This is a genomic window from Arthrobacter sp. K41, from assembly GCF_059089645.1.
Genome location: NZ_JBNHEW010000002.1, coordinates 395,214 through 420,155, shown reverse-complemented (window position 1 = coordinate 420,155; position 24,942 = coordinate 395,214). Strand labels below are relative to the sequence as shown.

The 24,942-nt window shown below is 65.8% G+C and carries 20 protein-coding genes; 9 read left to right on the top strand and 11 right to left on the bottom strand.

Going from position 1 to position 24,942, the window contains the following annotated elements:
• Positions 1–13 precede the first annotated feature (13 nt).
• On the bottom strand, positions 14–913 hold the full coding sequence (locus AC5RTE_RS06260; protein ID WP_494040536.1) for a glycerophosphodiester phosphodiesterase: 900 nt from the start codon (positions 911–913) through the stop codon (positions 14–16).
• Positions 914–1,109: 196 nt separating this feature from the next.
• Here AC5RTE_RS06260 and AC5RTE_RS06255 point away from each other — a divergent pair, with 196 nt between their 5' ends.
• Complete coding sequence (locus tag AC5RTE_RS06255) at positions 1,110–2,315, top strand: DUF445 domain-containing protein (protein ID WP_494040784.1); 1,206 nt, start codon at positions 1,110–1,112, stop codon at positions 2,313–2,315.
• A gap of 97 nt (positions 2,316–2,412) precedes the next feature.
• Here AC5RTE_RS06255 and AC5RTE_RS06250 read toward each other — a convergent pair whose 3' ends face one another.
• Together AC5RTE_RS06250 and AC5RTE_RS06245 are read right to left on the bottom strand one after the other, a co-directional pair.
• The gene (locus tag AC5RTE_RS06250) at positions 2,413–3,162 is read right to left on the bottom strand and encodes a LamB/YcsF family protein (RefSeq protein ID WP_494040535.1); all 750 of its coding nucleotides are present in this window, start codon (positions 3,160–3,162) and stop codon (positions 2,413–2,415) included.
• A complete protein-coding gene (locus AC5RTE_RS06245) occupies positions 3,146–3,946 on the bottom strand; it encodes a hypothetical protein (protein ID WP_494040534.1) in 801 nt (266 codons plus the stop codon). Before AC5RTE_RS06245 ends, AC5RTE_RS06250 begins: the two co-directional genes overlap by 17 nt.
• Positions 3,947–4,098: 152 nt before the next feature.
• Here AC5RTE_RS06245 and AC5RTE_RS06240 point away from each other — a divergent pair, with 152 nt between their 5' ends.
• The gene (locus AC5RTE_RS06240) at positions 4,099–5,415 is read left to right on the top strand and encodes an MFS transporter (RefSeq protein ID WP_494040533.1); all 1,317 of its coding nucleotides are present in this window, start codon (positions 4,099–4,101) and stop codon (positions 5,413–5,415) included.
• A gap of 36 nt (positions 5,416–5,451) precedes the next feature.
• Here AC5RTE_RS06240 and AC5RTE_RS06235 read toward each other — a convergent pair whose 3' ends face one another.
• From AC5RTE_RS06235 to AC5RTE_RS06220, 4 genes are all read right to left on the bottom strand, one after another.
• Positions 5,452–7,794, bottom strand: a complete 2,343-nt coding sequence (locus AC5RTE_RS06235) for a glycoside hydrolase family 65 protein (RefSeq protein WP_494040532.1) — start codon at positions 7,792–7,794, stop codon at positions 5,452–5,454.
• 143 nt (positions 7,795–7,937) lie between these two features.
• Complete coding sequence (locus AC5RTE_RS06230) at positions 7,938–8,687, bottom strand: HAD family hydrolase (RefSeq protein ID WP_494040531.1); 750 nt, start codon at positions 8,685–8,687, stop codon at positions 7,938–7,940.
• A 399-nt stretch (positions 8,688–9,086) separates the two neighbouring features.
• On the bottom strand, positions 9,087–9,725 hold the full coding sequence (locus tag AC5RTE_RS06225; protein ID WP_494040530.1) for an alpha/beta hydrolase: 639 nt from the start codon (positions 9,723–9,725) through the stop codon (positions 9,087–9,089).
• A gap of 77 nt (positions 9,726–9,802) precedes the next feature.
• Complete coding sequence (locus AC5RTE_RS06220) at positions 9,803–10,843, bottom strand: AAA family ATPase (protein WP_494040529.1); 1,041 nt, start codon at positions 10,841–10,843, stop codon at positions 9,803–9,805.
• A 282-nt stretch (positions 10,844–11,125) separates the two neighbouring features.
• Between AC5RTE_RS06220 and AC5RTE_RS06215 the strand changes: the two genes are divergently transcribed.
• The 4 genes from AC5RTE_RS06215 (at position 11,126) to AC5RTE_RS06200 (ending at position 15,385) form a co-directional block, all read left to right on the top strand.
• Positions 11,126–11,932 carry a DeoR/GlpR family DNA-binding transcription regulator gene (locus tag AC5RTE_RS06215; protein WP_494040783.1) on the top strand — a complete coding sequence of 269 codons (807 nt, stop codon included), beginning with the start codon at positions 11,126–11,128 and terminating at the stop codon, positions 11,930–11,932.
• Positions 11,929–12,924, top strand: a complete 996-nt coding sequence (locus AC5RTE_RS06210) for a 1-phosphofructokinase family hexose kinase (RefSeq protein WP_494040528.1) — start codon at positions 11,929–11,931, stop codon at positions 12,922–12,924. Before AC5RTE_RS06215 ends, AC5RTE_RS06210 begins: the two co-directional genes overlap by 4 nt.
• A gap of 2 nt (positions 12,925–12,926) precedes the next feature.
• A complete protein-coding gene (locus AC5RTE_RS06205) occupies positions 12,927–15,044 on the top strand; it encodes a PTS fructose transporter subunit IIABC (RefSeq protein ID WP_494040527.1) in 2,118 nt (705 codons plus the stop codon).
• 62 nt (positions 15,045–15,106) lie between these two features.
• Positions 15,107–15,385, top strand: coding sequence for an HPr family phosphocarrier protein (locus AC5RTE_RS06200; RefSeq protein ID WP_079598623.1), 279 nt, complete (start codon positions 15,107–15,109; stop codon positions 15,383–15,385).
• Positions 15,386–15,483: 98 nt separating this feature from the next.
• On the opposite strand, the gene AC5RTE_RS06195 is transcribed toward AC5RTE_RS06200, so the two are convergent.
• A complete protein-coding gene (locus AC5RTE_RS06195) occupies positions 15,484–16,338 on the bottom strand; it encodes a class I SAM-dependent methyltransferase (RefSeq protein WP_494040526.1) in 855 nt (284 codons plus the stop codon).
• Positions 16,339–16,598: 260 nt separating this feature from the next.
• A complete protein-coding gene (gene ku / locus AC5RTE_RS06190; protein WP_494040525.1) occupies positions 16,599–17,744 on the bottom strand; it encodes a non-homologous end joining protein Ku in 1,146 nt (381 codons plus the stop codon).
• Positions 17,745–17,784: 40 nt separating this feature from the next.
• Between ku and AC5RTE_RS06185 the strand changes: the two genes are divergently transcribed.
• On the top strand, positions 17,785–20,355 hold the full coding sequence (locus AC5RTE_RS06185) for an ATP-dependent DNA ligase (RefSeq protein WP_494040524.1): 2,571 nt from the start codon (positions 17,785–17,787) through the stop codon (positions 20,353–20,355).
• A gap of 76 nt (positions 20,356–20,431) precedes the next feature.
• Here the strand turns inward: AC5RTE_RS06185 and AC5RTE_RS06180 are convergent, their stop codons facing one another.
• Complete coding sequence (locus AC5RTE_RS06180; protein ID WP_494040523.1) at positions 20,432–20,692, bottom strand: hypothetical protein; 261 nt, start codon at positions 20,690–20,692, stop codon at positions 20,432–20,434.
• Positions 20,693–21,210: 518 nt separating this feature from the next.
• Between AC5RTE_RS06180 and AC5RTE_RS06175 the strand changes: the two genes are divergently transcribed.
• Both AC5RTE_RS06175 and AC5RTE_RS06170 read left to right on the top strand, forming a co-directional pair.
• Positions 21,211–22,824, top strand: coding sequence for an MFS transporter (locus tag AC5RTE_RS06175; RefSeq protein WP_494040522.1), 1,614 nt, complete (start codon positions 21,211–21,213; stop codon positions 22,822–22,824).
• A gap of 105 nt (positions 22,825–22,929) precedes the next feature.
• Entirely contained in the window at positions 22,930–24,021 is a 1,092-nt protein-coding gene (locus AC5RTE_RS06170; RefSeq protein WP_494040521.1) for an FUSC family protein, read from the top strand.
• On the opposite strand, the gene AC5RTE_RS06165 is transcribed toward AC5RTE_RS06170, so the two are convergent.
• Positions 23,989–24,762: an SDR family NAD(P)-dependent oxidoreductase gene (locus tag AC5RTE_RS06165; protein WP_494040520.1), complete on the bottom strand. Its 774-nt coding sequence runs from the start codon at positions 24,760–24,762 to the stop codon at positions 23,989–23,991. The genes AC5RTE_RS06170 and AC5RTE_RS06165 overlap by 33 nt on opposite strands.
• Positions 24,763–24,942: the final 180 nt, after the last annotated feature.

Below are 24,942 nucleotides of genomic sequence, written 5' to 3'. Positions count from 1 at the left end.
TTCTCCGCCAGGCCTACCCGGCCTGCGATGAAGCGACCTGCAGCTGGCTTAGGACGCGGGCCGGCACGTTGGTGGTGATCTCGTGCAAGCCCAGGCCCTGGCAGAGCGCCACGTCCTGCTCCGAGTCCACCGTCCACACCCGGAAACGGCGGCCCCGCTCCAGCCATCGCCGGATGGTGGCCGAGTGCTGGCGGACATAATCCACTCCAGGACCAGCCAGCCCAACCTCGCCGTGGTCCAGGATGCGCTCACCTTCAAGCTGCGCAGCCTTCAACACGTTGGCGATCGCACCGCCCGTGATCAGTCCCAACCCCATCTCTTCACGGAGCTCCCGCACGTCCACATCATCCACGAGCTGGCAGATGTACCCGGCCGGAACCGACCGCAGCAGGCGGCGGACAGATTCGGGGCTGAAGCTCATGAACGTCACCGCAATGTTGTCCACAGTTGAGCTTTTGGCGTCCCACCCCTCGCTTCGGAGGACTTCGAGCACTCGGTCCTCCAGCTTGAGCTGGTACGGGCTGGGGTGCTTCAGCTCGATGGCCAGCCCCACAGGACGTCCGGCGCCGCGGAGGATCTCAAGCAGTTCGGGAAGGGTCAGGAACTGCTCGGACTGCGCACCGTAAATCTCGGGAATGCGCGCACCCTTCCACGATGAAAAGTCCAGGCGGCGCAGCTCCCGCAGGGTCCGCTCGGCCACCGGCCCGGTGCCGTCCGAGGTGCGGTCCAGGCTGGCGTCGTGCAGGAGGATTACGTGCTGGTCGCGCGTGAGGTGGACATCGCACTCCACCCCGTCCGCCCCGTCGGCGAGCGCCTGCAGGTAGGCCGCGCGGGTATGTTCGGCAAAGGCGGCGCTTGAACCGCGGTGGGCAAAGACCAGCGGCCGCTGCGGCACTGACTCGTCGGTAGTCATGGAGACACGGTAGCCGACCTGCCCGGCGCTGCGGGACTAGGCTTGGCACATGCAGGTGAACTCTGAGTCAACTACCCGGGAAGCACCCAGTCCTACTCCTTCGGCCCCGCCCCGCGGGCTGGGCCCGACGGCCGCTCCCGCCGTCGGCCGCCACCTTGGCGAGGGGGATGCGGAAAAAGCGGCAGCGCTGCGGAAAATGAAGCTCTTGGCGTTGGGGCTGCTTGTGGCCATGGCAGTGATCTTTGTGTTCGCGTTCGCACTGCAGAAGGAGTACCCGTGGCTCCAGTATGTGCGCGCTGCGGCTGAGGGTGGCATGGTGGGCGCACTGGCTGACTGGTTCGCCGTCACCGCCCTGTTCAAATACCCCATGGGCATCAAGATTCCGCACACCGCGATCATCCCGCGCCGGAAGGACCAGATCGGGGCCTCGCTGAGCGAGTTCGTGGAAACCAACTTCCTCTCCGAGCAGGTGGTCCAGGACAAGCTGGCCAGCGTGAACATCGCGCGCCGGGCCGGCCAGTGGCTTGCCACACCGGCCGGGGCCGAGCGGGTAGCGAAGGAGGGTGCCGCCGCCATCCGGGGCGTGTTCAAGGTCCTGAATGACGACGACGTCCAGGCGGTCATTGAGGGCATGGTCCGCAAGCATCTGCTGACTCCGCCGTGGGGACCTCCCGTGGGCAGGATGGCGGAGCGGATCTTCCACGACGGGCACCACCACAAACTGGTGGACCTGCTGGTGGACAGGGCCGCGGACTGGGTGGACGACAACCACCACACCGTCACCCACCTGGTTTCGGACCGCTCCCCCACCTGGGTTCCGCAGTTCCTGGACGGCATGGTGGGCGACAAGGTGTACGTGGAACTCCTCAAGTTCGTCCGCGCCGTTCAGGCTGACCCGAACCACGAGGTGCGGCAGTCCATCGACAAGTACCTGAACGACCTGGCTCAGGACCTGCAGCACGATCCGGCCATGATCGCCCGCGCCGAGGACATCAAGGCACAGGTCCTCGGCGATCCGGAGGTGCGGGAACTCGCCTTCCGGACCTGGGGCACCGTCAAGAACGCGCTGCTCGGGGCCGTCGACGATCCGGACAGCGACCTGACCATCAGGTTCAAGGCAGCAGTCCGCGACTTTGGCTCGCGCCTGGTCAACGATCCGGAACTCGCCGGAAAGGTCAACGCCTGGATCGGCGACGCGGCGGGCTACCTGGTGCGGACGTACCGCTCCGACATTGCCGGGGTCATCACCGATACCGTGGCGCGCTGGGATGCAGAGGAAACCTCGCAGAAGATTGAACTCCAGGTGGGCAAGGACCTGCAGTTCATCCGGATCAACGGCACCGTGGTGGGTGCACTCGCCGGGCTCACGATCTTCACGGTGGCGCACCTGATCTTTGGGTAATTGCCCGGATCTTTGGCGCGGACAGAACCCCCACAACGCACAGATGCTCCGGCGCAGCCTGCTGAGGGCCGGGCCGGAGCATCTCCGTGTGGGGAATCTAGGCGAAGGACTCCAGTTCAACGCCGGCGGATTCAAGGCCGGCCCTGACTGCTGCAGCCATCCCGACGGCGCCCGGGGTATCGCCGTGGATGCATAAAGAGTCCGGCCGCACCCCGACCAGGGTCCCGTCCACGGCCAGCACCTCACCTTTGGTGGCCATGCGCACCGCCCGCTCGACAATAGCGTCCACGTCGTGCAGGACAGCGCCCTCCTGCGAGCGCGGCACCAGGGTTCCGTCAGCCAGGTAGGCGCGGTCCACGAAGGCTTCGATGAAGGTGGGGTGGCCGGCTTCCTTGGCCTGTTTCAGCAGCTCCGAACCGGGCAGGCCGAGGATGGGCAGCCCGGGGTCGTAGGAGTTCACTGCGGCCACCACTGCCGAGGCCTGGTCTGCGTCGCGGACCAACCGGTTGTACAGCGCACCGTGCGGCTTCACGTAGTCAACGGAGGCACCCACAGCGTGCGCGACGCCGTCGAGCGCGCCGAGCTGGTACAGCACGTCGCCGAACAATTCGTCAAAGGACATGTCCAGCGAGCGGCGGCCGAAGCCGGCGAGGTCCCGGTAGCCAACGTGCGCGCCGACGGTGACGTCCAGCTCATAGGCGGCCCTGCAGCTGTCCAGCATGGTGACGGGGTCTCCCGCGTGGAAACCGCAGGCCACGTTGGCGCTGGTGACCAGCCGGAACATGGCGGGGTCGTCGCCCATGTTCCAGGAGCCGAATGATTCGCCGAGGTCAGCGTTGAGATCCAATGTTGTTGCCTTCCAGCGTCAGGTTGTCCGGTGCGGCGGCATTGAGTTCGCCGGGGATGGTGTCCGGCATCGGGCCGAACGCTTCCTTCGCGTTGGACACCACTGCCCGCCCCATCATGAGGTTACCGGCTCCGCCTACCACTGCGCCGATGCCGAACGGCAGCGCCCGGCCGAACAGCGCAGTGCCCTGGCGCTTGAGGAGGTTCTTGAGGAAGGCTTTCTGGATCCGGTTCCGGACTGAACCAAAGCCGGGCATCGATTTCGAGAGCACGTTGCCCCACGCGCTGGAGGCACTGACGCCGTTGCCCGCGGCCTGGCCGCTGAGCGTTCCGAGCAAGGCGGTGCCTTCCTCACCAAGCATCAGGGCCATCACCATGGTGCTGGCCTTCTCCGGGTTGGTCAGGCGGATACCGTGCAGTTCTGCAAGTGAGGTGGCGTAAAGTGCGGTGGCTTCCAGGAATCCAACGGTCGCGGCTGCGGAGAGGCCAAGGGAGGCCACGGTGCCAACACCGGGGACAACCGCGGTGGCGCCCACTACCGCCCCGCCGCCAGTGACGGCCCGGAGGTAGTCGCGCTCCAGGATGTCCGCCAGCTGGGCGGCCGTGGCACGCGGGTGCTTGCGCTGCAGCCTGCGGATGTAGGCCAGGACCAGCGGGCGCTGGATCTCCACTGCCTTCAGGAGCGTGTTGTGCACGCCGGGCTTGGGTTTGCCGTCCGCGTCAAAAACGGCGTTGTGGGCGGTTTCGTGTGCGATTCGTACTGCGGGATTGCTGCGCCTGGCCATAGTCACCTCTGTTGGTCTCGCCGGCCGCGTCGGATGCGGCCTTTCCTAATACTAAGGTTGCTTAACACTAGGCCACGGCACCGTTCCCCACGTGGTGAAAGGGGCAGCAGCCCGCTGTCCCGGGTCTGCGCCCAAAGCCTAGACTTAACCCTATGCCCGCTCCCAAAGCCCTGCGGCCGTTTGCCCACCGCGAGTACCGGGTCCTGATTTCGGCGCTGGCCATCTCCATTTTTGGCTCCGGCATGTGGGCCGTGGCCATGGTCTACCAGGTGATCCACCTGGGCGGCGGACCGCTTGAGCTGTCCCTGGTGGCGGCCGCCGGCAGTGTTGGCCTGGTGGCCTTTCTCCTGGCCGGCGGGATAGCTGCGGACCGGATACCGCAGCGCCGCCTGATCATTGCTGTGGAAGGAACCAACCTCGCCGTGATCGCCGCCGTCAGCGGGCTTGCCCTGGCAGGGTGGCTGCAACTTTGGCACCTGGCCGTGGGCGCCTTTGTGCTGGGTGTCGGAGCCGCCTTCTTCTTCCCCGCCTACTCGGCCATCCTGCCGCGCATCCTTCCTGCCGAGGACCTGCTCGCCGCGAACGGTGTGGAGGGTTCCATGCGGCCGGTGCTCCAGCAGGCTGCCGGTCCCGCCGTGGCGGGCATCGTGGTGGCTGCCCTCTCGCCGTCACACGCCGTGACGGCAGTGGCCGTCTGCCATCTCTCGGCCTTCATCATCCTCAACTTCCTGGGCCAGCACGCGCTGGACGCGCCCCTCAACGGGGCCGAGGACGGTTCGTTCGCAGCGGGGGCCGAGCGCGGCAAACCATCGTTCCTCCAGGACCTGCGTGAGGGTGTTATTTACACACTGCGCACACCGTGGCTGCTGTGGACCCTGCTCTGGGCATGCATCTCGGTCCTGTTCCTGATGGGTCCCATCGAGGTGCTGCTGCCGTTTGTGGTGCGCGACCAACTGGACGGCGATTCGCGCATGTTCGGCTTCCTCCTCGCCGTGATGGGCGTGGGCGCGGCCCTGGGATCGCTGGTCACAGCGTCCTTGAGGCTTCCGCGTCGCTACCTCACGGTGATGATGGTGTCCTGGGGTGCGGGCAGCCTGCCGCTGGCCGCCGTCGGGATCATGAACAGCTTCTGGGCGGTCGCCGCCGCGCTGTTCATCTGGGGCGTGACCGGCAGCGTGGGCATGGTCATCTGGGGCACGCTCCTCCAGCGGCGCGTCCCGCCCCATCTTCTGGGGAGGGTCTCCAGCCTGGACTTCTTTGTGTCGCTTGCATTGATGCCCGTGTCCATGGCCCTGGCAGGGCCGGCCGCCGAGGTCCTGCCCCTCTGGCTGATCTTCCTTGTGGCAGGCCTCGTATGCCCCGTCATGGCGGTCATCGCCATGGCGGTGGCGCACATGGCCGACGACGAACTGGCGCACCCGCTGGACAGGGCTCCTGTTGAGGAACGGTCGACGGCGGCCGGAGACTAAGCCGCCCGGCGGCGCTGGTCGCCGGCCGGGCGTTACCTAGCTGTTGGCGCGCACCACCGGAATGCTCGCCGTCGGATGTCCACTGGGGAAGACCGTGGGTTCCGGTTCCGGCACCGGCTCAAGTGCCACCCGGACGGGCTCGGCGCCCACGCTGAGCAGGCCGCCGCGCACGTCCACCTCAAGGGCACTGCCGTCCTGGACTGTCAGGGTGATGGCTTCGGCGTCGAGCTGGACCAGCAGCAAACGGCCACGGATCTTGAGGTGGAACGCCAGGCTTTCCCAGCCGGCGGGCAGGCGCGGATCGAAGTACGGGACCGGCCCCTGGTCCCTTAGCCCCGCAAACCCGCAGACGAGGGAGCTCCACACTCCCCCGGTGGAGGCGATGTGGACGCCGTCGATGGTGTTGCCATGGGTGTCGTCCAGGTCGATGAACACCGCGTTGGTGAAGTGCTCAAGGGCTTCGCGGGAGTACCCTACCTCGGCGGCCATGATGCCCTGGACGCAGGCGGAGAGTGTTGAATCGCCCGTCGTCAGCGGGTCGTAGAAATCGAAGGCCCGCTGTTTTTCCCCGGCGCTGAAGTCCTGCCACTGCAGGAACATCGCCAGGACGGTGTCCGCCTGCTTCAGGACCTGGTGCCGGTAAATGACCAGGGGGTGGAAGTGCAGCAGCAGCGGGTACTTGGAACGGGGCGTGGTCCAGTCCCAGGGTTCGAGGTGCATGAAGTCGTTGTCCTGCGAGTGGACCTGCATGCGCTCGTCGAACGGCAGCTGCATGCGGTTCGCCGCCGCCTCCCACAGCTGCCGCTCCTCCTGGCTGACGCCGGCGTGCTCCAGTGCAGCGGCAGCCCGCAGGTTGAAACGCGCCATGACGTTTGTGTAGAGGTTGTCGTTGACAACGGCGGTGTATTCGTCCGGCCCGGTCACGCCGTGGATGTGGAAGAGCCCGTCCTTGCCAAAGAAGCCCAGCGAGAACCACATGCGCGCGGTTTCGATCAGCAGCTCGGCGCCCATCCCGTCACGGAAGGCTGCGTCCACCGTAGCCCAGACGTACCGGTTGGTGGCAAAGGCGATGGCGGCGGCAATGTGGAACTGGGCGGTGCCTGCGGCATAGTAGGCGCTGGCTTCGAGCCCATTGATGGTGCGCCAGGGGAACAGCGCACCGTCCACGCTGAGTTCCTTTGCCCGGACCTGGGCTTCGGGAAGGATGCCGTGGCGGAACTCCAGTACCTGGCGGGCGCCATCAGGGTTGGTGTACGTCAGGTACGGCAGGATGTACACCTCCTGGTCCCAGAAGTAGTGGCCTTCGTAGCCGGAACCGGTGACGCCCTTGGCGGGAATCCCGGCAACGTCCGCACGCGCGGTCGCCTGGGCCAGCTGGAACAGGTTCCACCTGATGGCCTGCTGCAGTTCAGGCTGGCCGGCCACCACGATGTCCGAGGTGGCCCAGTAGCGGCGGTAGTGCTCTTCGCTTTCGGCGAAGATGTCCTGGACCGAACGCAGGCTGCCTTCTGCCACCGCGGCGGGGTCAACAGAGGGGTCCTGGATCGCAGGGCCGGCCGCGTAGCTAACGCTCTTTTCCAGGCGGAACGGCTCGTCCGCGCTGACCGCCAGGACGTAGCGGACGCTGCTGTCATCCTGGTCCACGAGGGTATCGAAGGGCTGGTGCCCTGCGGAGGTCCAGTGGTCCACCGCAACGCCCACGCGCTGCTTCGATTCCGCCGCCTCCCAAGCCAGCCGGAGGGACCCGTCCCCGCCGTCGAGGCGCAGGGGCAGCAGTACGCGGCCGGCGTGGCGGCCTGCGCGGCGGGGATCGTGGACGGAGTGGTCCTCCACCGGCTGGTCCTGGCGGTTGATCACGGAGGAAGTGACGTCTACCGACACATCCCGGTTGGTGGCTACCTCCAGCGAGATGCCAAGGGCCCCCCGCGAAACGAAGCCCACGGCGCGCCGCTCGGTGGTGGTGACGGTCGCGCCGGAGCGGCACTGCCAGGTGATCCGGCATTCGTAAACGCCGGTGGAAAAATCAACGGAGCGCCGGTACTCCAGCACCTCGGATTCGGCGAGGCTGAGGGTTTCCCCGTCGATGATGACGGTGAAGTTGTTGGCGTCGGGGATGTACAGGATGCGCTGGCCGGTGCGGGCGAACCCGTAGGCGTTTTCAGCGTGCTTAATGTCCCAGATTTCATGCAGTCCGTTGATGAAGCTGCCGGGCAGGTCGGAGTCAGCTGCCGCCCAGTGTGCGCCGCGGATGCCCAAGTGGCCGTTTCCCAGCGCAAAAAGGGTTTCCAATGTCCCCTGAGTACCCTGTTCGTGGCGTGTTTCCACCAGTTGCCAGGGTGTGTTGGGGAACCTTTCGCGGTCCGCTGAGATCAGAGCCATGGTGTTGAGGTCCTTGTGCGTGTATGAGGGCAGCTTTCTCCGGCCGCTGTTGGCGCGGCAGCCTGGGTTGCTGCTTACTGCTTACTTGAGTAATTCGTGGTGTCCCGTCACCGGGACGGGGGTGCCGGTACCGGCAGCACTGCCTACAGGAGTTCGTTGAGCTCGTTGACCACCACGGTGGCTCCGGCGTCGAGCAGTGTCTGGCGTCCGGCGCCGCGGTCAACGCCGACTACGGAGTGGAACGACCCGGCGCTTCCGGCCTGGACACCGGAGACTGCGTCCTCCACCACCACGCATTGCTCAGTGGGCAGGTTCAGGAGCCCGGCGGCGTATTCGTATGTGGCGGGGCTGGGCTTGCCGGGCAGGTTCTCCCTGGCTGCCACCACACCGTCCACCACCACCGGAAAGTGGGTGCTCAGTCCGGCGGCCTTCAGGACGGCCGGTGCGTTGCGGGAGGAAGAAACGACGGCGACCTTGAGTCCGCGGTCCAGCACGGCGCCAAGGAACTGCACGGAACCCTCGAAAGGCTCGACGCCGGCGCCCACGATGTCGTTGAAGATCCTGTTCTTCCGGTTGCCCAGGCCCTGCACGGTGATGTTGGCGGGGTCATCGTCAGTGGGACCCTCGGGAAGCACTATTCCGCGGGAGGCGAGAAAGTCCCTGACGCCGTCAAAGCGCGGCTTCCCGTCGATGTGGTCGAAGTAGTCGCTTGCGGTGTAGCCGGCAGCCTGCGGGTGCAGCGCGAGGTAGCTTTCGAACAGTTCCTGCCACGCCTGCTCGTGCACAGTGGCTGTGGGGGTGAGCACACCGTCAAGATCGAAGAGGATCGCAGAGGCGCCTGCCCAAGCGGCAAGTCCGGGGGTGACGTTGTCTGTAGCCGTGTTTTCGGTCATCAGCGGTGCGGTGTCCTTTCAGGACGGCGGGCAGCCTCGAAGGCGGGGATGCTTGAAAAAGGTGAGGCCTCGATGCCCTGGCGACATGCAACTGCGGAAGGCAACCGGCGCCACGGGAAACGCGGCGGCCGCAAGCTTGCTGATCGTCCTCCACTATCATGGACGTGCTGCCCCGTACAGGACAAGCCAGCGGAACCTTCGTTACTGGAGGCCAAGCCAAGGGCATCAGCCCTCATCCGGCCGCCGAAAACCGTCCGCACCGCGCTGATCTCCTTATCCGCCCAGCTCAGGGCCGATAGGACGGCCGAGAACGAGTGTAAGCGCTTACAAATTTTGCTGGCAACTGTTTTTTCCTGGGCCGCTTCGTGTGACCGATTTCACCTTCGGCCCAAGGTGGGGTTACGTCGGTGCAGGTCCGCTTGTTTTGAGTACGTAATGGCGCAGGAAAGCACTCACGTCCACCATCTCCGTCTTGGACATGGCATGCCCCATCCCCGGGTAGGTCCTGGCGGTAAGGAGCGTGTTGTTTTGAAGCCACTCTTCGGTGTACGCCACGGCGTCCTCATTGATGACGAGGTCGGCCTTGTCCCGCCCCCAGAAGAAGGGCGGCTTGGTGTCGAAGGATTCGGTGAGCGACAGCAGCTCATTTTCCAGGACAAACCCGGAAAGCCCCACCACGGCCACATAGTCTTTCGGGTGGAGGCGCAGCAGCGTGCTGGCCATCGCCATGCCTTGTGAGTAACCGAGCAGGCTCACGCTGGTGTGCTGTCCCTTGACGGTATTGATCCAGGTCTGGACAGCGCTCGAGGCCTTGATGACATCTGCAAAGTCATTGGTCAGGAAGTAATCCAGCAGGAACCAGCCATAGTGGTCACCAATGGCCATGGGAGCCCTGAGGGCCGCACAGGTGAATTCCGCCGGCAGGTACTCGAAGAGCCGGACCATCCGTGATTCGTCGGTGCCGTAACCGTGCATCATCACCAGCAGCGGAGTCCCTGCCCGCTCACCCTCAGGCTTGGACCACACAACTGTTTCCATCGCCTCAGCCTAACGAGGCAGGTTGAAAGAAACGTGAAGCCGGGCCGGGCAAGGCGTGCCGGGTTGCCGGAGATCCCTCAGACCAGCCAGCTCCACCAGCGCCGCTGCTCCGGTTCCGGCGCCTGTTCCGGCTCCGGCTCCGGTTCCTCGCCCAAGGCCAGCGCGGCCCCCACGATGTCGTCCGCAGTGAGCATCATGACGGCCTCACGGTCGAGCGCGTCGAGACTATGCTCCTCGTCGAGCGACAGCCGCAGCGCCTGGCGGTTGAGGGCCTGCTCGAACAGAGTGCGGGCGAAGCGTGCGTTGCCGGAGTCCTCGCCCGCGTGGAGCCCCGTGAAAATGCGCCGCAGCATCTGGTCCGCGTCCGGCTCCAGCGTGTACTCGTGCTGGGTCAGCATCTGGTGGAAGATCGTCTGGAGTGCGTCCACGGAGTAGTCGGGGAACGTGATCTCGCGGGCAAACCGGGAGCGCAGCCCGGGGTTGGAGAGCAGAAAGGACTCCATGAGCCGCGGGTACCCCGCCACGATCACGACCAGGCGGTGGCGGTGGTCCTCCATTCGCTTAAGCAGGACCTCGATCGCCTCGGGTCCAAAGTCGGTCCGGCCGTCCTCAGGGGCAAGCGCGTAGGCCTCGTCGATGAACAGGACGCCGTCCAGCGCACGCCGGATGACCCGGTCCGTCTTGATGGCAGTGGCGCCGACGTACTGCCCCACCAGGCCCGAACGGTCAACCTCCACCAGGTGGCCTTTCTGCAGCAGGCCGACAGCCCGGTACATCTCGGCCAGGAGCCTAGCCACGGTGGTCTTGCCTGTGCCCGGGTTGCCGAGGAACACCAGATGCTGCGATGTGGCCACCTCAGGCAGGCCGTGCGCCTTGCGGCGGGCCTGGACCTGCAGCAGTGCGACGAGGGCCCGCACCTGTTCCTTCACGGTCTCCAGCCCCACCAGGGCGTCGAGCTCGGCCTGCAACTCGGACAGCGGCCGGGCGGGCCCTGGCCTCGCACCCACCAGATCGCCGACCAGCTCGTCGACGCGCTCAGAACCGGGCAGCTTGAGCTGATCGGCCAGATGGCCGATGGTTTCTCGCAGCTCCTCGAGCGGATTCCGGCTGGCAGCCATGCCTCCACTGTAGTACCCCCTTCCGGAACGGGGGGCGGGTTGGCCTCACCAGTATCAACCCGCTTTTGGTGGTCGCTCTCACCCGGCAAGGCCGTCTCCATTGGGGTGGGGAAGAACGACCATTTTGTTTCGTGTGGGTTTCCGTTGACAAACCAACAGAAGCAAAGATAAAGTCAAGTAACTCAACATCCTGTGATGCCAGTCACGCACCAGCGGAATGCTGTACGAATGAAACAGCAGTATCAGCAGCCGCACCATCAAGCCTTACGCAACGGAGGGTATGTGTTCGCCGAGGAGCGCCAGCAGAAGATTGCCGAGCTTGTAGCCGGCACCGGCCGGGTCAGCGTGACCCTCCTGGCCGAGCGCTTCCGCATCACCACCGAAACCGTCCGCCGGGACCTTGCCACCCTGGAAAACGCCGGGACGGTCCGCCGCGTGCACGGCGGCGCCGTGGCGGCAGACCGCTTCAGCACCACCGAGGAAAGCATCAACGAACGGGCCATCCAGCGGCCGGACCAGAAGATGCGGATCGCCGAGGCCGCCCTGGCCCTGATCCCCCGCACATCACGCGGCAGCGTCCTGATCGACGGCGGCACCACCACCGAGGTGCTGGCGGACCTGCTCTCCCGGCGCACCGCCGTCGAGGCCTCCGATTCCTTTGAACCACGGGCGGAACTGGTCGCGATCACCCACGCCGTGCCCATCGCGGGCAAGCTTTCCAGCATCCCCGGGATTGCCCTCGAGGTCCTCGGCGGCCGGGTCCGCGGAATCACCCAGGTTGCCGTAGGCCAGGCAACTGTGGACTCTGCCAGCAGGTTTCGGCCGGACATCGCCTTCATCGGTACCAACGGCATCCACGCAACCTTTGGCCTGAGCACTCCCGATCCCGAAGAAGCCGCCGTCAAGGCAGCTTTCGTCCGTTCGGCCCGCCGCATCGTGGTGTTGGCCGATTCCTCCAAACTGGACACGGAAACCCTGGTCCAGTTCGCCTCCCTGAAAGATCTGGACACTTTGATTACAGACAGCGAACCCGGACCGGAACTTGCAGCGGCCCTCGAAGAAGCCGGCGTAGATGTGGTGATCGCATGATTGTCACCTTCACAGCCAACCCGAGCCTGGACCGGACTGTGGCGCTCCCCGGCCCGTTGGAACGCGGCGAAGTGCAGCGCGCCGTCTCCGTCAGCCAGGAATCCGGTGGCAAGGGCGTCAACGTTTCACGCGCCCTGGTGGCCTCCGGCCTGGAGTCGGTAGCGGTCCTTCCCGGCGCGGACAGCGATCCCGTGCTGGCCGGCCTGCGCGAGAGCGAAGTGCCCTTCGTGTCCCTCCCCATCAGCGAGCCGCTCCGCACCAACGTTGCGCTCACTGAGCCTGGCGGGGTCACCACCAAGATCAATGAGCCCGGGCCGCTGCTCGACGCGGACCAGCAGGAAGCCCTGATGAAGCTGCTGCTGGAGAGCTCCCGTGGCGCCAGCTGGGTGGTCCTTGCCGGATCGCTTCCCCCGGGATTCCCCGCCGACTACTACGCCACCGTGGCCCGCCGGCTCCGCTCCGAGGCAAACGGAAATGCCCCGCGGATCGCTGTGGACTCCTCCGGCGCCCCTCTTGCCGCCGCTGTTTCCAGCGGCGAGGCAGGCGATGGTTCGGGAAAGCCGGACCTCCTCAAACCCAATGCCGAAGAACTGGCGGAGCTGGCTGCCGCAGCCGGCTCCGCCTCCCCGGCCACCGCTGACGAACTTGAAGCGGACCCGGCTGCAGCCGCAGCAGCAGCCGCCGCCGTCGTACGTTCCGGTGTGGGTGCTGTGCTGGCAACTCTCGGATCCAAGGGAGCTGTCCTGGTAACGGCCGACGGGGCGTGGCTGGCCACGCACCCGCCGGTCGCCGCGGTCAGCACTGTCGGCGCGGGCGACTCTGCCCTCGCCGGCTACCTGCTCGCCCACGGCCAGGGCGCCGCCCCGGCCGACTGCCTTCGCCAGGCGGTGGCCCACGGTGCTGCCGCCGCTTCCCTGCCGGGTTCCACTGTCCCGGCAGTCCACCAAACCACACCGGATGCCGTAACCATCACGGCCCTTCGAAAGGATTGACAGTGACCCAGCTCATCACCACGGAACTGGTCGACCTCGACCAGAACCTGGGCAGTACCCCCGAGGCCGTGATCCGGCACCTGGCAAGCAAAGTAGCCGCCACCGGACGCGCCTCGGAAGTCGAAGGCCTCTTTGCGGATGCTTTTGCCCGCGAACAGAAGACCGCCACAGGCATCCCCGGCGGCATCGCCATTCCACACTGCCGCTCCGCAGCAGTCACGGAACCGACCCTGGCCATGGCCCGCCTCAACCCCAAGGTGGACTTCGGTGCCAAGGACGGCCCGGCCGACCTGATTTTCTTCATCGCAGCCCCGGACGGCGCGGACCAGCAACATTTGAAGCTGCTGTCCAAGCTCGCGAGGTCCCTGATCAAAAAGGACTTCACCGCAGCCCTGCGCAATGCCGCATCCGGGGAAGAAATCGTGGAACTGGTGGACGGCGCACTAGCGGACAAGCCCGCCCATGCAGCCGCTTCCCCCGCTGACGCAGTGCCGGCAGGCGCGGTTTCAACAGGCTCGACCACCGGGACGCTGAATGCCAGCGGCCAGTCGGGTGCGTCCGCGGTTGCGGCTGCCGGCCCTGCAGACGCGGCACCGGCAGGCTCAACCAATGGTGGGGGACCCAAGCGGCTCGTGGCAGTGACCGCGTGCCCCACCGGCATCGCCCACACCTACATGGCCGCTGATTCCCTGGTGGCCGCAGCCCAGGAAGCCGGCGTTGACCTGCAGGTGGAAACCCAGGGTTCCTCCGGCGCCAAGCCGCTGGACCCGGCGGTTATCGCCGCCGCCGACGCCGTGATCTTCGCGGTGGACGTGGACGTGCGCGGCAAGGAACGCTTTGCCGGCAAGCCAGTCATCAACGCCCCCGTAAAGCGCGGCATTGACGAGCCCGCCAAAATGGTCCAGGAAGCCCTCGCCGCGGCATCAGACCCGCACGCACGCCGCGTCCCCCACTTCGGTGCCGAGGAGCAGGCAGAACGGGAAGCCAGCGAGAAGGGCGAGCACATCGGCCAGAAACTGAAGCGCGCGCTCCTGACCGGCGTCAGCTACATGATTCCCTTCGTTGCCGGCGGCGGCCTGCTCATTGCCCTGGGCTTCCTGCTGGCGGGTTTCGACATCGCCCTTGGCACGAAGGCCAATGACATTCTGGCCAACAACACCCTTTTCAACCTCCCTGACGGGAACCTGGCCCTCTATCTGGGCACCGTATTCTTCAAAATCGGTGCCTTGTCCATGGGCTTCCTGGTCCCGGCGCTGGCCGGGTACATCGCCTACGCCATTGCCGACCGGCCCGGCATCGCCCCGGGCTTCGTTGCAGGCGCCGTAGCCGGATTCATGGGGGCCGGCTTCCTCGGCGGCATCGTGGGCGGCCTGCTGGCCGGCTACATCGCACACCTGATCGGCACCTGGCAGGTCGCCCGCTGGCTGCGGGGCCTGATGCCCGTGGTCATCATCCCCCTGCTTGCATCCATTGTTGCCTCCGGCGCAATGTTCCTGTTCCTTGGCGGCCCCATCGCAGGCCTCACCACCGCCCTTAACGGCTGGCTGTCCAGCATGACCGGTGCGTCCGCTGTGATCCTGGGAATCATCCTGGGCCTCATGATGTGCTTCGACCTGGGCGGCCCCGTGAACAAGGTGGCCTATGCCTTCGCCGTGGCAGGTCTCGGTGCCGGCAGTGCCTCCAATCAGGCGCCATGGCAGATCATGGCCACCGTGATGGCGGCCGGCATGGTGCCCCCGCTGGCCATGGCTCTGGCTACTGTCCTGGATAAGAAGCTCTTCAGCCTGGCCGAGCGAGAAAACGGCAAGGCCGCCTGGCTGCTGGGTGCGTCCTTCATTTCGGAGGGCGCCATCCCGTTCGCCGCTGCCGATCCGCTGCGCGTCATCCCTGCCAGCATGATGGGCGGTGCCCTGACGGGTGCACTGTGCATGGCGTTCAACGTCACATCACAGGCACCGCACGGCGGTTTCTTCGTCTTCTTCGCCATCGGCAACCTGTTGATGTTCGCGGTCTCGATCATCGCCGGAACGATTGTGAGCGCGCTTGCTGTTGTAGCACTCAAGCGCTGGGCAGCCCCCAAGACCACTGCTACGGTGGAAACCGTCCCAGCAACGGTCTGACCCGCCTCACCTACTACCTGTCCGGCACTGAAGCCCAGTTCCGATAGACATAAGGAGCAAAAATGCCAGAACGCACCGCAACCGTCGCCAGCCGCGTAGGCCTGCACGCCCGCCCTGCCGCCATTTTCGCCGAGGCAGCCGGCGAGTTCGACCTGGACATCACCATTGCCCGTGAAGGTGAGCCGGCAGATGAGGCCATGGACGCTGCGAGCATCCTGTCCCTCATGAGCCTGGGCGCCTCACACGGTGACGTTGTGGTGCTCCGCGCCGAAGGCGACGGGGCTGACACTGCGCTGGACCGGCTGGTCCAGATCCTGGAAACTGATCACGACGCCGAGTAGCAGCACCGGCAACTGCCGCTAAGGCAGGACAACGGCGGCCGCCGTCGGGCTCCCTATCAAGGGGAACGCCCGACGGCGGCCGCCTGCGTTACCGGCGCTCAGCCGGCCCCCTTGGCCTTCCTGGCGGTAAACAGCAGGTACTCCCACTCCATGTGGAACGGAACATCGCCGTGGGCGTCGCCGAACGACTCGGCCAGTTCTGTCAGTGCCTTGTCCAGGTCCTTGACCTTCTCCCCGTCCTCCGCGATGAATTTATAGACCGAGATGGTGGGGCCGTAGTGGGACTTGAAGTAGCGGACGAAGTCCTCCGGCTGGTGGAAACTGCTGACCCCGAGCGTTTTTTTGCGGGCCTGGATGTCGGTGATCCTGTCACCGAAGAGTTCACGCACGTGTTCCTCGCTCCCCCACAGCGGAGCCGGCTGTGCACCGGGCGGGGGTGGCGGGGCGAACGGTTTCATGGCGGCGAACATCCTGCCGATGAATCCTTCAGGTGTCCAGCTGAGGAGCCCGATGGTGCCGCCCGGTTTGCACACCCGCAGGAGCTCGTCGGCTGCCGGTTGGTGGTGGGGTGCAAACATCACGCCGAGGCAGGACATTACGGTGTCGAACCCGTTATCGCCAAAGGGCAGCGCCTCCGCGTCCCCCTCCATCCATTCCAGCTCCACCCCGCGGTCCGCTGCCTGGTGGCGGCCGGCGTCGAACAGTTCCGGCGTGAGGTCGCTCGCCACCACCTTCGCACCCATCATCGCGGCTGGGATGGCAGCGTTGCCTGCCCCGGCGGCGACGTCCAGGACCCTATGCCGTGAATTGATGCCGCATGCTTCCACCAGGATGGCTCCCAGTTCGGGGAGCAGCTCACTGGCCAGCGCGGGATAGTCTCCTGATGCCCACATGGCGCGGTGCTTCTGCTTGAGCGCCCGGTCCGCCTCCGAGACATCTGCTTGATCTGTCATGACTGTGCCTTCCTCTACGGTGGTTCGTCAGTGAGTGGCAGCACGCTGCGGGCACAGCGGAGGCTGCGATGCGACTCATTGTGAACTCGCCGAACTCCGCTGTAAAGAGACGGCTTCAAAGGGAACGGCTCGAAGCACCACGACGGCCGGACCTGCTGCCGGCAGCCCCGCTACGAGGCGGCGACTACCGGAAAGCAAGCAGGCTTAGTAGTTTCATACTCATGGCACTAATCCAGGGAACAGGCACCGCAAGCGCACCATCAGGCCGGCTTGCGCGCCCTGGTGCCGGTTGCCTTACTGGTGGTGCTCTTGGCCGCAGGTTTGGCAGTGGTCTTACTGCCCGTCGACTTTGTGGCAGTGGATTTGGCGGCGGTGGACTTTTCCGTACCGGTCTTCGCCGTGCTGGACTTACCGTCCGTCGACTTCGCCGCGGCGGTCTTACTGGCCGTGGACTTGCTGGCAGTGGACCTGGATGCAGTGGTTTTCGTGTCCGCGGACTTGCCCGCCGGGGCCCTCTTGGGCGCCGGCTTGGCGCTTTCTCCGCCGTCGCCTCCAGCCTCAGCGTCCGCGTCCTCAGCCTCCGGGTCCTCAGCGCCGGAGCCGGCAGCATCGGACCCGCTCCCGCGTTTCCGGTCCAGGCTCCGTTTCAGTGCTTCCATCAGGTCAATGACCTCACCCTTGCCGCCCTCGCCGGCTTCGACGCCAAACGTTTCCTCGGTATTCAGGGAGTCGCCCTGCTCAAGCTTGGCCTCGATGAGCTGGCGCAGCTGTACCTGGTAGTCATCCGTGAAGTGGGCGGGGTCGAAGTCGGCCGCCATGGACTCCACCAGGGCCGCGGACATGTCGCGTTCCTGCGGGGAAATCCTGATGTCTGCCTCCAGGGAGGGGAAATTCGCTTCGCGCACCTCGTCCGGCCAGAGCAGGGACTGGAGGACCAAAGTGTCGTCCTTGATGCGCAAGGCACCGAGCCGCGTCTTCTCCCGCAAAGCGAACTGGACGATGGCCACCCGGTCCGTGTCCTCGAGCGCCCGGCGCAGCAGCACATAGGCCTTGGGCGACTTGGAGTCCGGCTCCAGGTAGTAGCTTTTCTCGAACATCATGGGTTCAAGCTGCTCGGACGGGACGAACTGCACCACCTCGATCTCGTGGCTGTTCTCCGCCGGAATGGCCTTGAGTTCATCCTTGGCCAGGATGACAGTCCGGCCGTCCTCCTCGTAGGCCTTCTCGATATCCGAATAATCAATGACCTGGCTGCAGACCTCGCACCTACGCTGGTAGCGGATGCGTCCCCCGTCGGCATTGTGGACCTGGTGCAGACTGATGTCATGATCCTCGGTGGCGCTGTAGACCTTTACGGGTACGTTGACCAGGCCAAACGCGATGGCACCTTTCCAGATGGCTCTCATTCCCTAAGTCAACATCACGGAGCCCCGGAGGTGAAGCCCCATGGCCGCAGCTAAGGAGCGTGTCCGGGTTGCGGGAAGGGAATTGACCCTCACCAACCTGGGCAAAGTCATCTATCCGGAGACCGGCACCACCAAGGCCGACGTCCTCGCCTACTACGCCGCGGTGGCCCACGTCCTGATCCCCGCCGCAGCCGGCAGGCCGGCCACCAGGAAGCGGTGGGTCAACGGCGTGGGCACGGCGGAAAAGCCGGGCGAAGTGTTTTTCCAGAAGAACCTAGAGGACTCCGCCCCCGGGTGGCTCCCGCGTGCCGCCATCACCCACAAGGACCGGACCATCCAATACCCGATGGTCAACGATCCCGCCACGCTCACCTGGTTCGGCCAGATCAACTCGCTGGAAATCCACGTTCCCCAGTGGCAGGTGGATTCGCACGGCAACCAGTTGAATCCCGACCGCCTGGTCCTTGACCTCGACCCCGGGGAGGGCGCGGGCCTGGAGGAGTGCGTGGAGGTTGCCCTCCTGGCGCGCTCAATCCTTGAGGACGTGGGCTTGGATTCGGTCCCGGTGACCAGCGGCAGCAAAGGCATCCATCTGTATGCCGCGCTGGACCGGAGCCAGACCTCCGACCAGATCTCGGCTTTTGCCCGCGAATTGGCGCGGGCCCTGGAGTCGGACCATCCCGACCTCGCCGTCAGCGATATGAAAAAGACGCTCCGCAGAGGCAAAGTGCTGGTGGACTGGAGCCAGAACAACGCAGCCAAAACCACCATCGTCCCGTATTCGCTCCGTGGACGCCCCACACCGATGGTGGCCGCGCCCCGCACCTGGCAGGAGATCAGTTCCCCGAACCTTCGGCACCTGGATTACCAGGAGGTGATCCGGAGGGTGCAGGACGGCACGGAGCCGTTCGCCGCCGTCGTCAGGGCCGCAGGCGGAGGCTCCGCCACTGCCCGGGGCACGGACAAAGAAGAGCACGACGACGGTAATCCCCGCCTCACAAAGTACCGCTCCATGCGCGATCCCAGGGCGACACCCGAGCCGTTCAGCGGAGCGGCCGGCACCGGAGACGCGTTCGTCATCCAGGAACACCACGCCAGCCGGCTCCATTTCGATCTCCGGCTGGAACACGAGGGCGTCCTGGTGTCGTGGGCGCTGCCCAAGGGCGTCCCCGAATCCGGCGGCAAGAACCACCTGGCTGTTCAGACCGAGGACCACCCGATGGACTACCTCACCTTCAGCGGGACCATCCCCAAAGGAGAGTACGGTGCGGGCGACATGACCATCTGGGACACCGGCACATATGAGCTGCACAAATGGATCAATGGCAGGGAAGTCATCGTTACGCTAAACGGGTCCGAGGGTGGCGGGTTGGGCGGGCCGAAGAAGGTGGCGCTGATCCACACCGGCCGCGGGCAGGGCGGGGACTCCGAGGGCCAGTGGCTCATCCACCTCATGGATAAAGAGCACCAAGGCGGACGACGGCGGCACGCGCCACTGCCTGCCGGGCCGGAGGAGGATGCCGGGGAGCCCGGGAGCGGCGGGGCGCCCCAGGAGAGCGCCCGGGAACCGGAGAATAAAGCGCACGCAACCACTGGCAGTGCCGCGGCAGCCCGGGAGGGTGCTGCCCGGGACGGCGCCCCGCTCCCTGTTTCACCGGAGGACTTCGGCCCGATGATGGCCACCTCCGGGGACACCGCAGACCTGCAGGGCAGCAACTGGCAGTTCGAGCTCAAGTGGGACGGGGTGCGGGCAATCCTCGTGGCGGATGAGGAAAAGGTCCGCATCTTCAGCCGCAACGGGAATGACGTCAGCAGGACCTACCCCGAATTCACTGACCGCTCCTGCTGGCCGGAACAGCCGTTCGTGGCCGACGGCGAAATCGTGGCCCTGGGCGCGGGCGGCAGACCCGACTTTGGGCTGCTGCAGGGACGCATGAAGCTCACCCGCGCCGCCGACGTCGCAAAGGCCCGTACAGCCATCCCCGTCCGGCTGGTCCTTTTCGACCTGCTCCACGACGGCGGGATGGATCTCCGCCGGCTCCCGCTCACCGAGCGGCGCGAACGGCTGGAACGGTTCTACCGCCCCTCCAACTGCCCGGTGGACCTGTCGATGGTGCTGGAGGACCGGGTGGAGCACATCCTCGAAAGCGCACAGGAACTCGGCCTTGAGGGCGTTATGGCCAAGCGGACGGACAGCCGCTACGTGAGCGGACAACGAACCCGCACCTGGATCAAGCTCAAGACCGAGCAGACCCAGGAAGTGGTGGTGGGTGGCTGGCGCCCGGGCAAAGGCGGCCGAGAGGAGACCGTGGGCTCACTCCTGGTGGGTATTCCCGAGGGCGGCAAGCTGCGGTACATCGGCCGCGTGGGCAGCGGTTTTAGCACCCGGGAGCTCGCCGAACTCCGGCAGAAGGTGGAACGGCTGGGCAGGAAAACGTCTCCGTTCCACGATGTTCCGCGCCCCGATTCCTCGGACGCGCATTGGGTGGCACCGGAGCTCGTGGGCGAAGTGACCTACAGCGAATGGACCGGCCCAGGGCGGCTTCGGCACCCGCGGTGGCGGGGCTGGCGGGTGGACAAGGACCCGTCCGATGTGGTCCGTGAGGCCTGACGGGGTAGAAGGATGCAAGAGAACGGGGACACCGGAAGTCCGGTGTCCCCGTTCCGTTTGGTTTCCTGCGGCGATTTCAGGACGAGTGCGGCATTTGCGGCCGGCCGGTCCGGTGGATGGCCGTCACGGCCGCCCCCATCCCCATGCGGCCATGGCTGCCGCCGTGGTCCTTGGGATGCCGCCGCTTGCCGTTGCCGTCCGGCCAGCCGCTCTGTCCGGCTGCCCCCATCGGAGGCAGCGGGGCAACCGCACCAGGCTTGGGCGGGGAGTCCATTGCCTTCGCAAGGTGGTCCGCCAGCTCCGGCGCAATGCGCTTGCCAGTATTTTCGTCAGCCATGGTTCTTCCTTTGCAATCAAATGAAGTGCTGCCAAAAGAGAGGCCAAAGGCCTCTGAAGGTTTGATGGAGCGGCCGGCGGTGGCCAGGCCGCAGACGATTGCCTACTTGAAAGAAAGTGTTTCCATGGCTCCACCATAGGCAAGCGAGCGGCACCTGTGAACCCCTCGGACGGCCATGCTTTCAGTGCCCAGACGACGGCGGCCCGGCAGCCAGGGAGGATGGCTGCGGACGCGGTGGGCGGCATCACTTTTTCGGCTGAATCCGGGGCGAAAGAGGGTTCCGGGCGCCAGAAAGGACAAAGATTTCGTAACGAGGGGGCCGGACGGCGCCGATCCCAGTACTGGCGCGGGAAAACCCGGAAAAGAAGTTTCGTGTAGCTGGCCGGAAACGCTTCGAAAAGGGGCCACCTTACGCCATTAAGGCAGCGGGCGCCATAGCCTTCGCGTAAAATTGAAGGCCTGCCCGGAGCGGGGCAGCTACAAGTCGCAAGCAAATGACCTCCACGGGAGCTGCCCAAATGCCCACAGACCGAAGCATCACCGACTCTTCCGCAGGCATGAACATCGCCTCCGGAAGCAACCCAGCTACACCCCCCGGCACCCCAGCCACAGCTGCCAGAGGGCCGCGCAAGCCAAACATTCTGAAGCGCCGCCGGCTCAAGGAGTCGGACGTCAACGTCGTCAACCAGCCCATGCTGAAGAAAGCCCTGGGCGGAACCATCGTGGGCAACACGATGGAATGGTACGACGTGGGCGTGTTCGGCTACCTCATCACCACCATGGGGCCCGTTTTCCTGCCGGAGTCCGACCCCACCACGCAGACACTCTTCCTGCTGGGAACCTTCGCCGCCACCTTCATCGCGCGCCCGCTTGGCGGCGTGATCTTCGGCTGGCTCGGGGACAAGATGGGCCGGCAGAAGATCCTCGCCACCACCCTGATGATCATGGCGGCAAGCACCTTCGCCATCGGACTCCTTCCCGGCTACGCCCAAATCGGGCTGTGGGCGGCGGCCCTTCTGGTGCTGCTCAAGATCGTCCAGGGCTTCTCCACCGGCGGCGAATACGCCGGTGCCACCACCTTCGTCAGCGAGTACGCCCCGGACAAGCGCCGCGGCTTCTTCGCCAGCTTTTTGGACATGGGCAGCTACTTTGGCTTCGCCCTCGGCGCGGCACTGGTCTCTGCTCTGCAGCTGACCCTTGGCCAGGCGGCAATGGAGGAGTGGGGCTGGCGGATTCCGTTCCTGGTGGCCGGTCCCCTGGGCCTCATCGCCGTCTACTTCCGGAGCAAGATCGAGGAATCTCCTCAGTTCCAGGCAACCCTGGACGCCCAGGAAGAGCTGGCAAAACACGCCGCTGCCTCCGACCAAGCATCGGTTAAGGGCCCGGTGGGAATTGTGAAGGCGTACTGGCGCTCCATCATCGTCGCCATGATCCTGGTTGCCGCAGCCAATACCGCCGGTTACGCCCTTACCTCGTACATGCCCACGTACCTCACCGAGTCCAAGGGCTACGACGAAGTCCACGGCACCCTGCTGACCATCCCTGTTCTCGTGGTCATGAGCCTCTGCATCCCGCTGACCGGCAAGCTGTCCGACCGGATCGGCCGCCGCCCCGTCCTGTGGATCGGTGCGCTGAGCACGGTTGTCCTGGCAACCCCGGCCTTCATGCTGATCGGCATCGGCGACGTCTGGTCCACGCTCTCCGGCCTTTCCCTGATCGCATTCCCGGTGACGTTCTACGTGGCCAACCTGGCCTCCGCGCTTCCGGCCCAGTTCCCCACGTCCAGCCGGTACGGCGCAATGGGCATCGCCTACAACTTCTCAGTGGCAATTTTCGGCGGAACAACGCCGTTCATCGTGGCAGCGCTTATCAGCGCCACCGGCAACGACATGATGCCCGCCTACTACCTGATGGGCACCTCACTGGTGGGCGCCGTCGCCATCTACTTCCTCAAGGAATCCGCCCAGCGGCCACTGCCAGGCTCCATGCCCAGCGTGGACACCCAGGCAGAGGCCCGCGAATTGGTGGCCACGCAGGATGAGAACCCGCTGATCGACCTCGATGAGCTTCCGTTCGAGACCCAGGACATCACGGATTCCAGTTCCGCCGGGAAGGCTCCAGCCCAGGTCTAGCCGTGCAGCAACAGGCAGGCTCCCGTCCCGGGCTGGCCCGGGTGAAGCCGCCGATGATAGGTTCCTGCCCGGAAGGGATCCGGTGACAAGCAGGGACGGAGCGGCATGAAGCTTCTGGTGGAGCAGGTGCGCGCCCTTCATCGGCTGGAACCGGCCAGCCGGGACCACCTTGCGGCCCTGCGGGTAGCCCTCAGCGTCGCAGTCCCCTCGCTCCTGCTTTTGGCCGCGGACCACACCGGACTCATCATGTACGCCGTCTTCGGCGCCCTGACCGGCATGTATGGCCGCTCCGAGCCGCACCAGCTCCGCCTCCGGCACCAGGCGCAGGCCTCGGTGGTCCTGCTCGGCGGGGTTGCGGCAGGCCTGTTCCTGTCCGTCAACCACCTTCATTCCTGGTGGCTCGTCGCCGTCGAAGCGGTGCTGGCCGGCGTCGGATCGGTGTTTGCGGATAGGGTCCGGCTCAAACCCAACGGGCCGTTCTTCGGCATCCTTGCCCTGGGGGCCTGCGCCTCCGTACCTACAGAGGTCCCCTGGCATGCGGCTCTGTTGATCGCGGCGGGGTCGGCCGTCTTTTCCATGATGGTGGGTTTTGCCGGCTGGATCCGCCGCAGGTCCTGGCAGCGGGGTGCGGTCAGGAGCGTCCCCGCAGGACACTCCGCCGGCAGACCGGAGGTGCTGGTGCACGCTGCCCGGTACGTCCTGGCTGTGGGGGCCGCGGGTACTGTTGGAGTCTTGTCCGGCAGCGGCCACCCGCACTGGGCCATGGCCGCGGCCGCGGTTCCCCTTGCCGGGGCCGACCTCCCCAGCAGCGTGCGGCGGGGCATCCACCGCATTGTGGGGACGTTCGCTGGGCTGGCGGTGACCGCCGTCGTCATCCTGCCCGGCCCTTGGTCCCTGGCAGGATTCCTTCCCGTCCGGCAGGCCGTGGTGCTGGCACTTCTGGTTATTCTCTTCCAGTTCACCACCGAGTTGTTTATGGCCCGCCATTACGGCCTGGCCATGGTCTCCTTTACGCCGGTAATCCTCCTGATGACCCAGCTCGCCGATCCCAGGGACCCCGCCGTCCTGATCCTGGAACGCGGTATTGAAACGCTGGTGGGCGCGCTGGTGGGAATTGCGGTGGTGGTGGCCGTCCGGCGGGCGGGCACGCGCAGCCCGGCGGTGCTATTTGGGTTTACGCGCAGGTCCCGCCACTAGCTTTGCCGGCGCTACCCTGGCCACCGCCGCCACCACCTTGTAGCGCTTGGACGGGATGGACACGGCTTTGCCCCGCGCGTTGTCAGCCAGTCCTTCCCGGACCACCCGCTCGGCGTTCAGCCAGGCCCACGAGGGTGCCACGGATTTGTCCATTCCCATCCGGTCGTGGAACTCCGTGTGGGTGAAGCCCGGGCACACCGCGGTGACCTTGATGCCGCGCTTGCGGTAGGTGAGGTTGGCCCAGCGGCTGAAGCTCACCAGCCAGGCCTTCGCGGCGGAGTATGTGCCCCGGGGCAGGAACGCCGCGATGCTCGCCACGTTGATAATCCGGCCGCCGCCCCGCTCCAGCATGCCCTTTAATGCAGCGTGGGTGAGTTCCATTGCCGTCTCGCCATGCAGCTTCAGGTGCTTTTTCTCCTCCGAAATATGGTTGTCCTCGAAGTTGTGCAGCAGACCGATTCCTGCGTTGTTCACCAGGATTCCTACCGGGTGCTGTGGATCCGAGAGGCGCCCGACGACGGCTGCCACCCCGGCGTCGTCGGTCAGGTCCGCGGGCAGCACCTCAGCCGTAATTCCGTAGCGCTTCTCCAGGCCCGCCGCGGTTTCCTCGAGGCGGGCCCGGTTCCGCGCCACCAGCACCAAGTTGCAGCCTTGGGCAGCAAGCTGTCGTGCGAACTCACTGCCCAGGCCCGCACTGGCGCCGGTGATGAGGGCGGTAGCTCCGGAGATGTCTGCAGTCATGCTGCCAGCCTAGCCACCGGTAGGGTCTCCCGTGCCTTACTGTTCCGCGGACTTCGCCAGGCGTCCGGCCATGTAATTGTCTTGCGAATCCCGCCACACCGGCCGGACCGCGTGGCCATGCGGCAAGAAGGGCGGCATTAGGGTGGTGCTACCAGCAGCACGGAGTTGCGGGTTCGATGT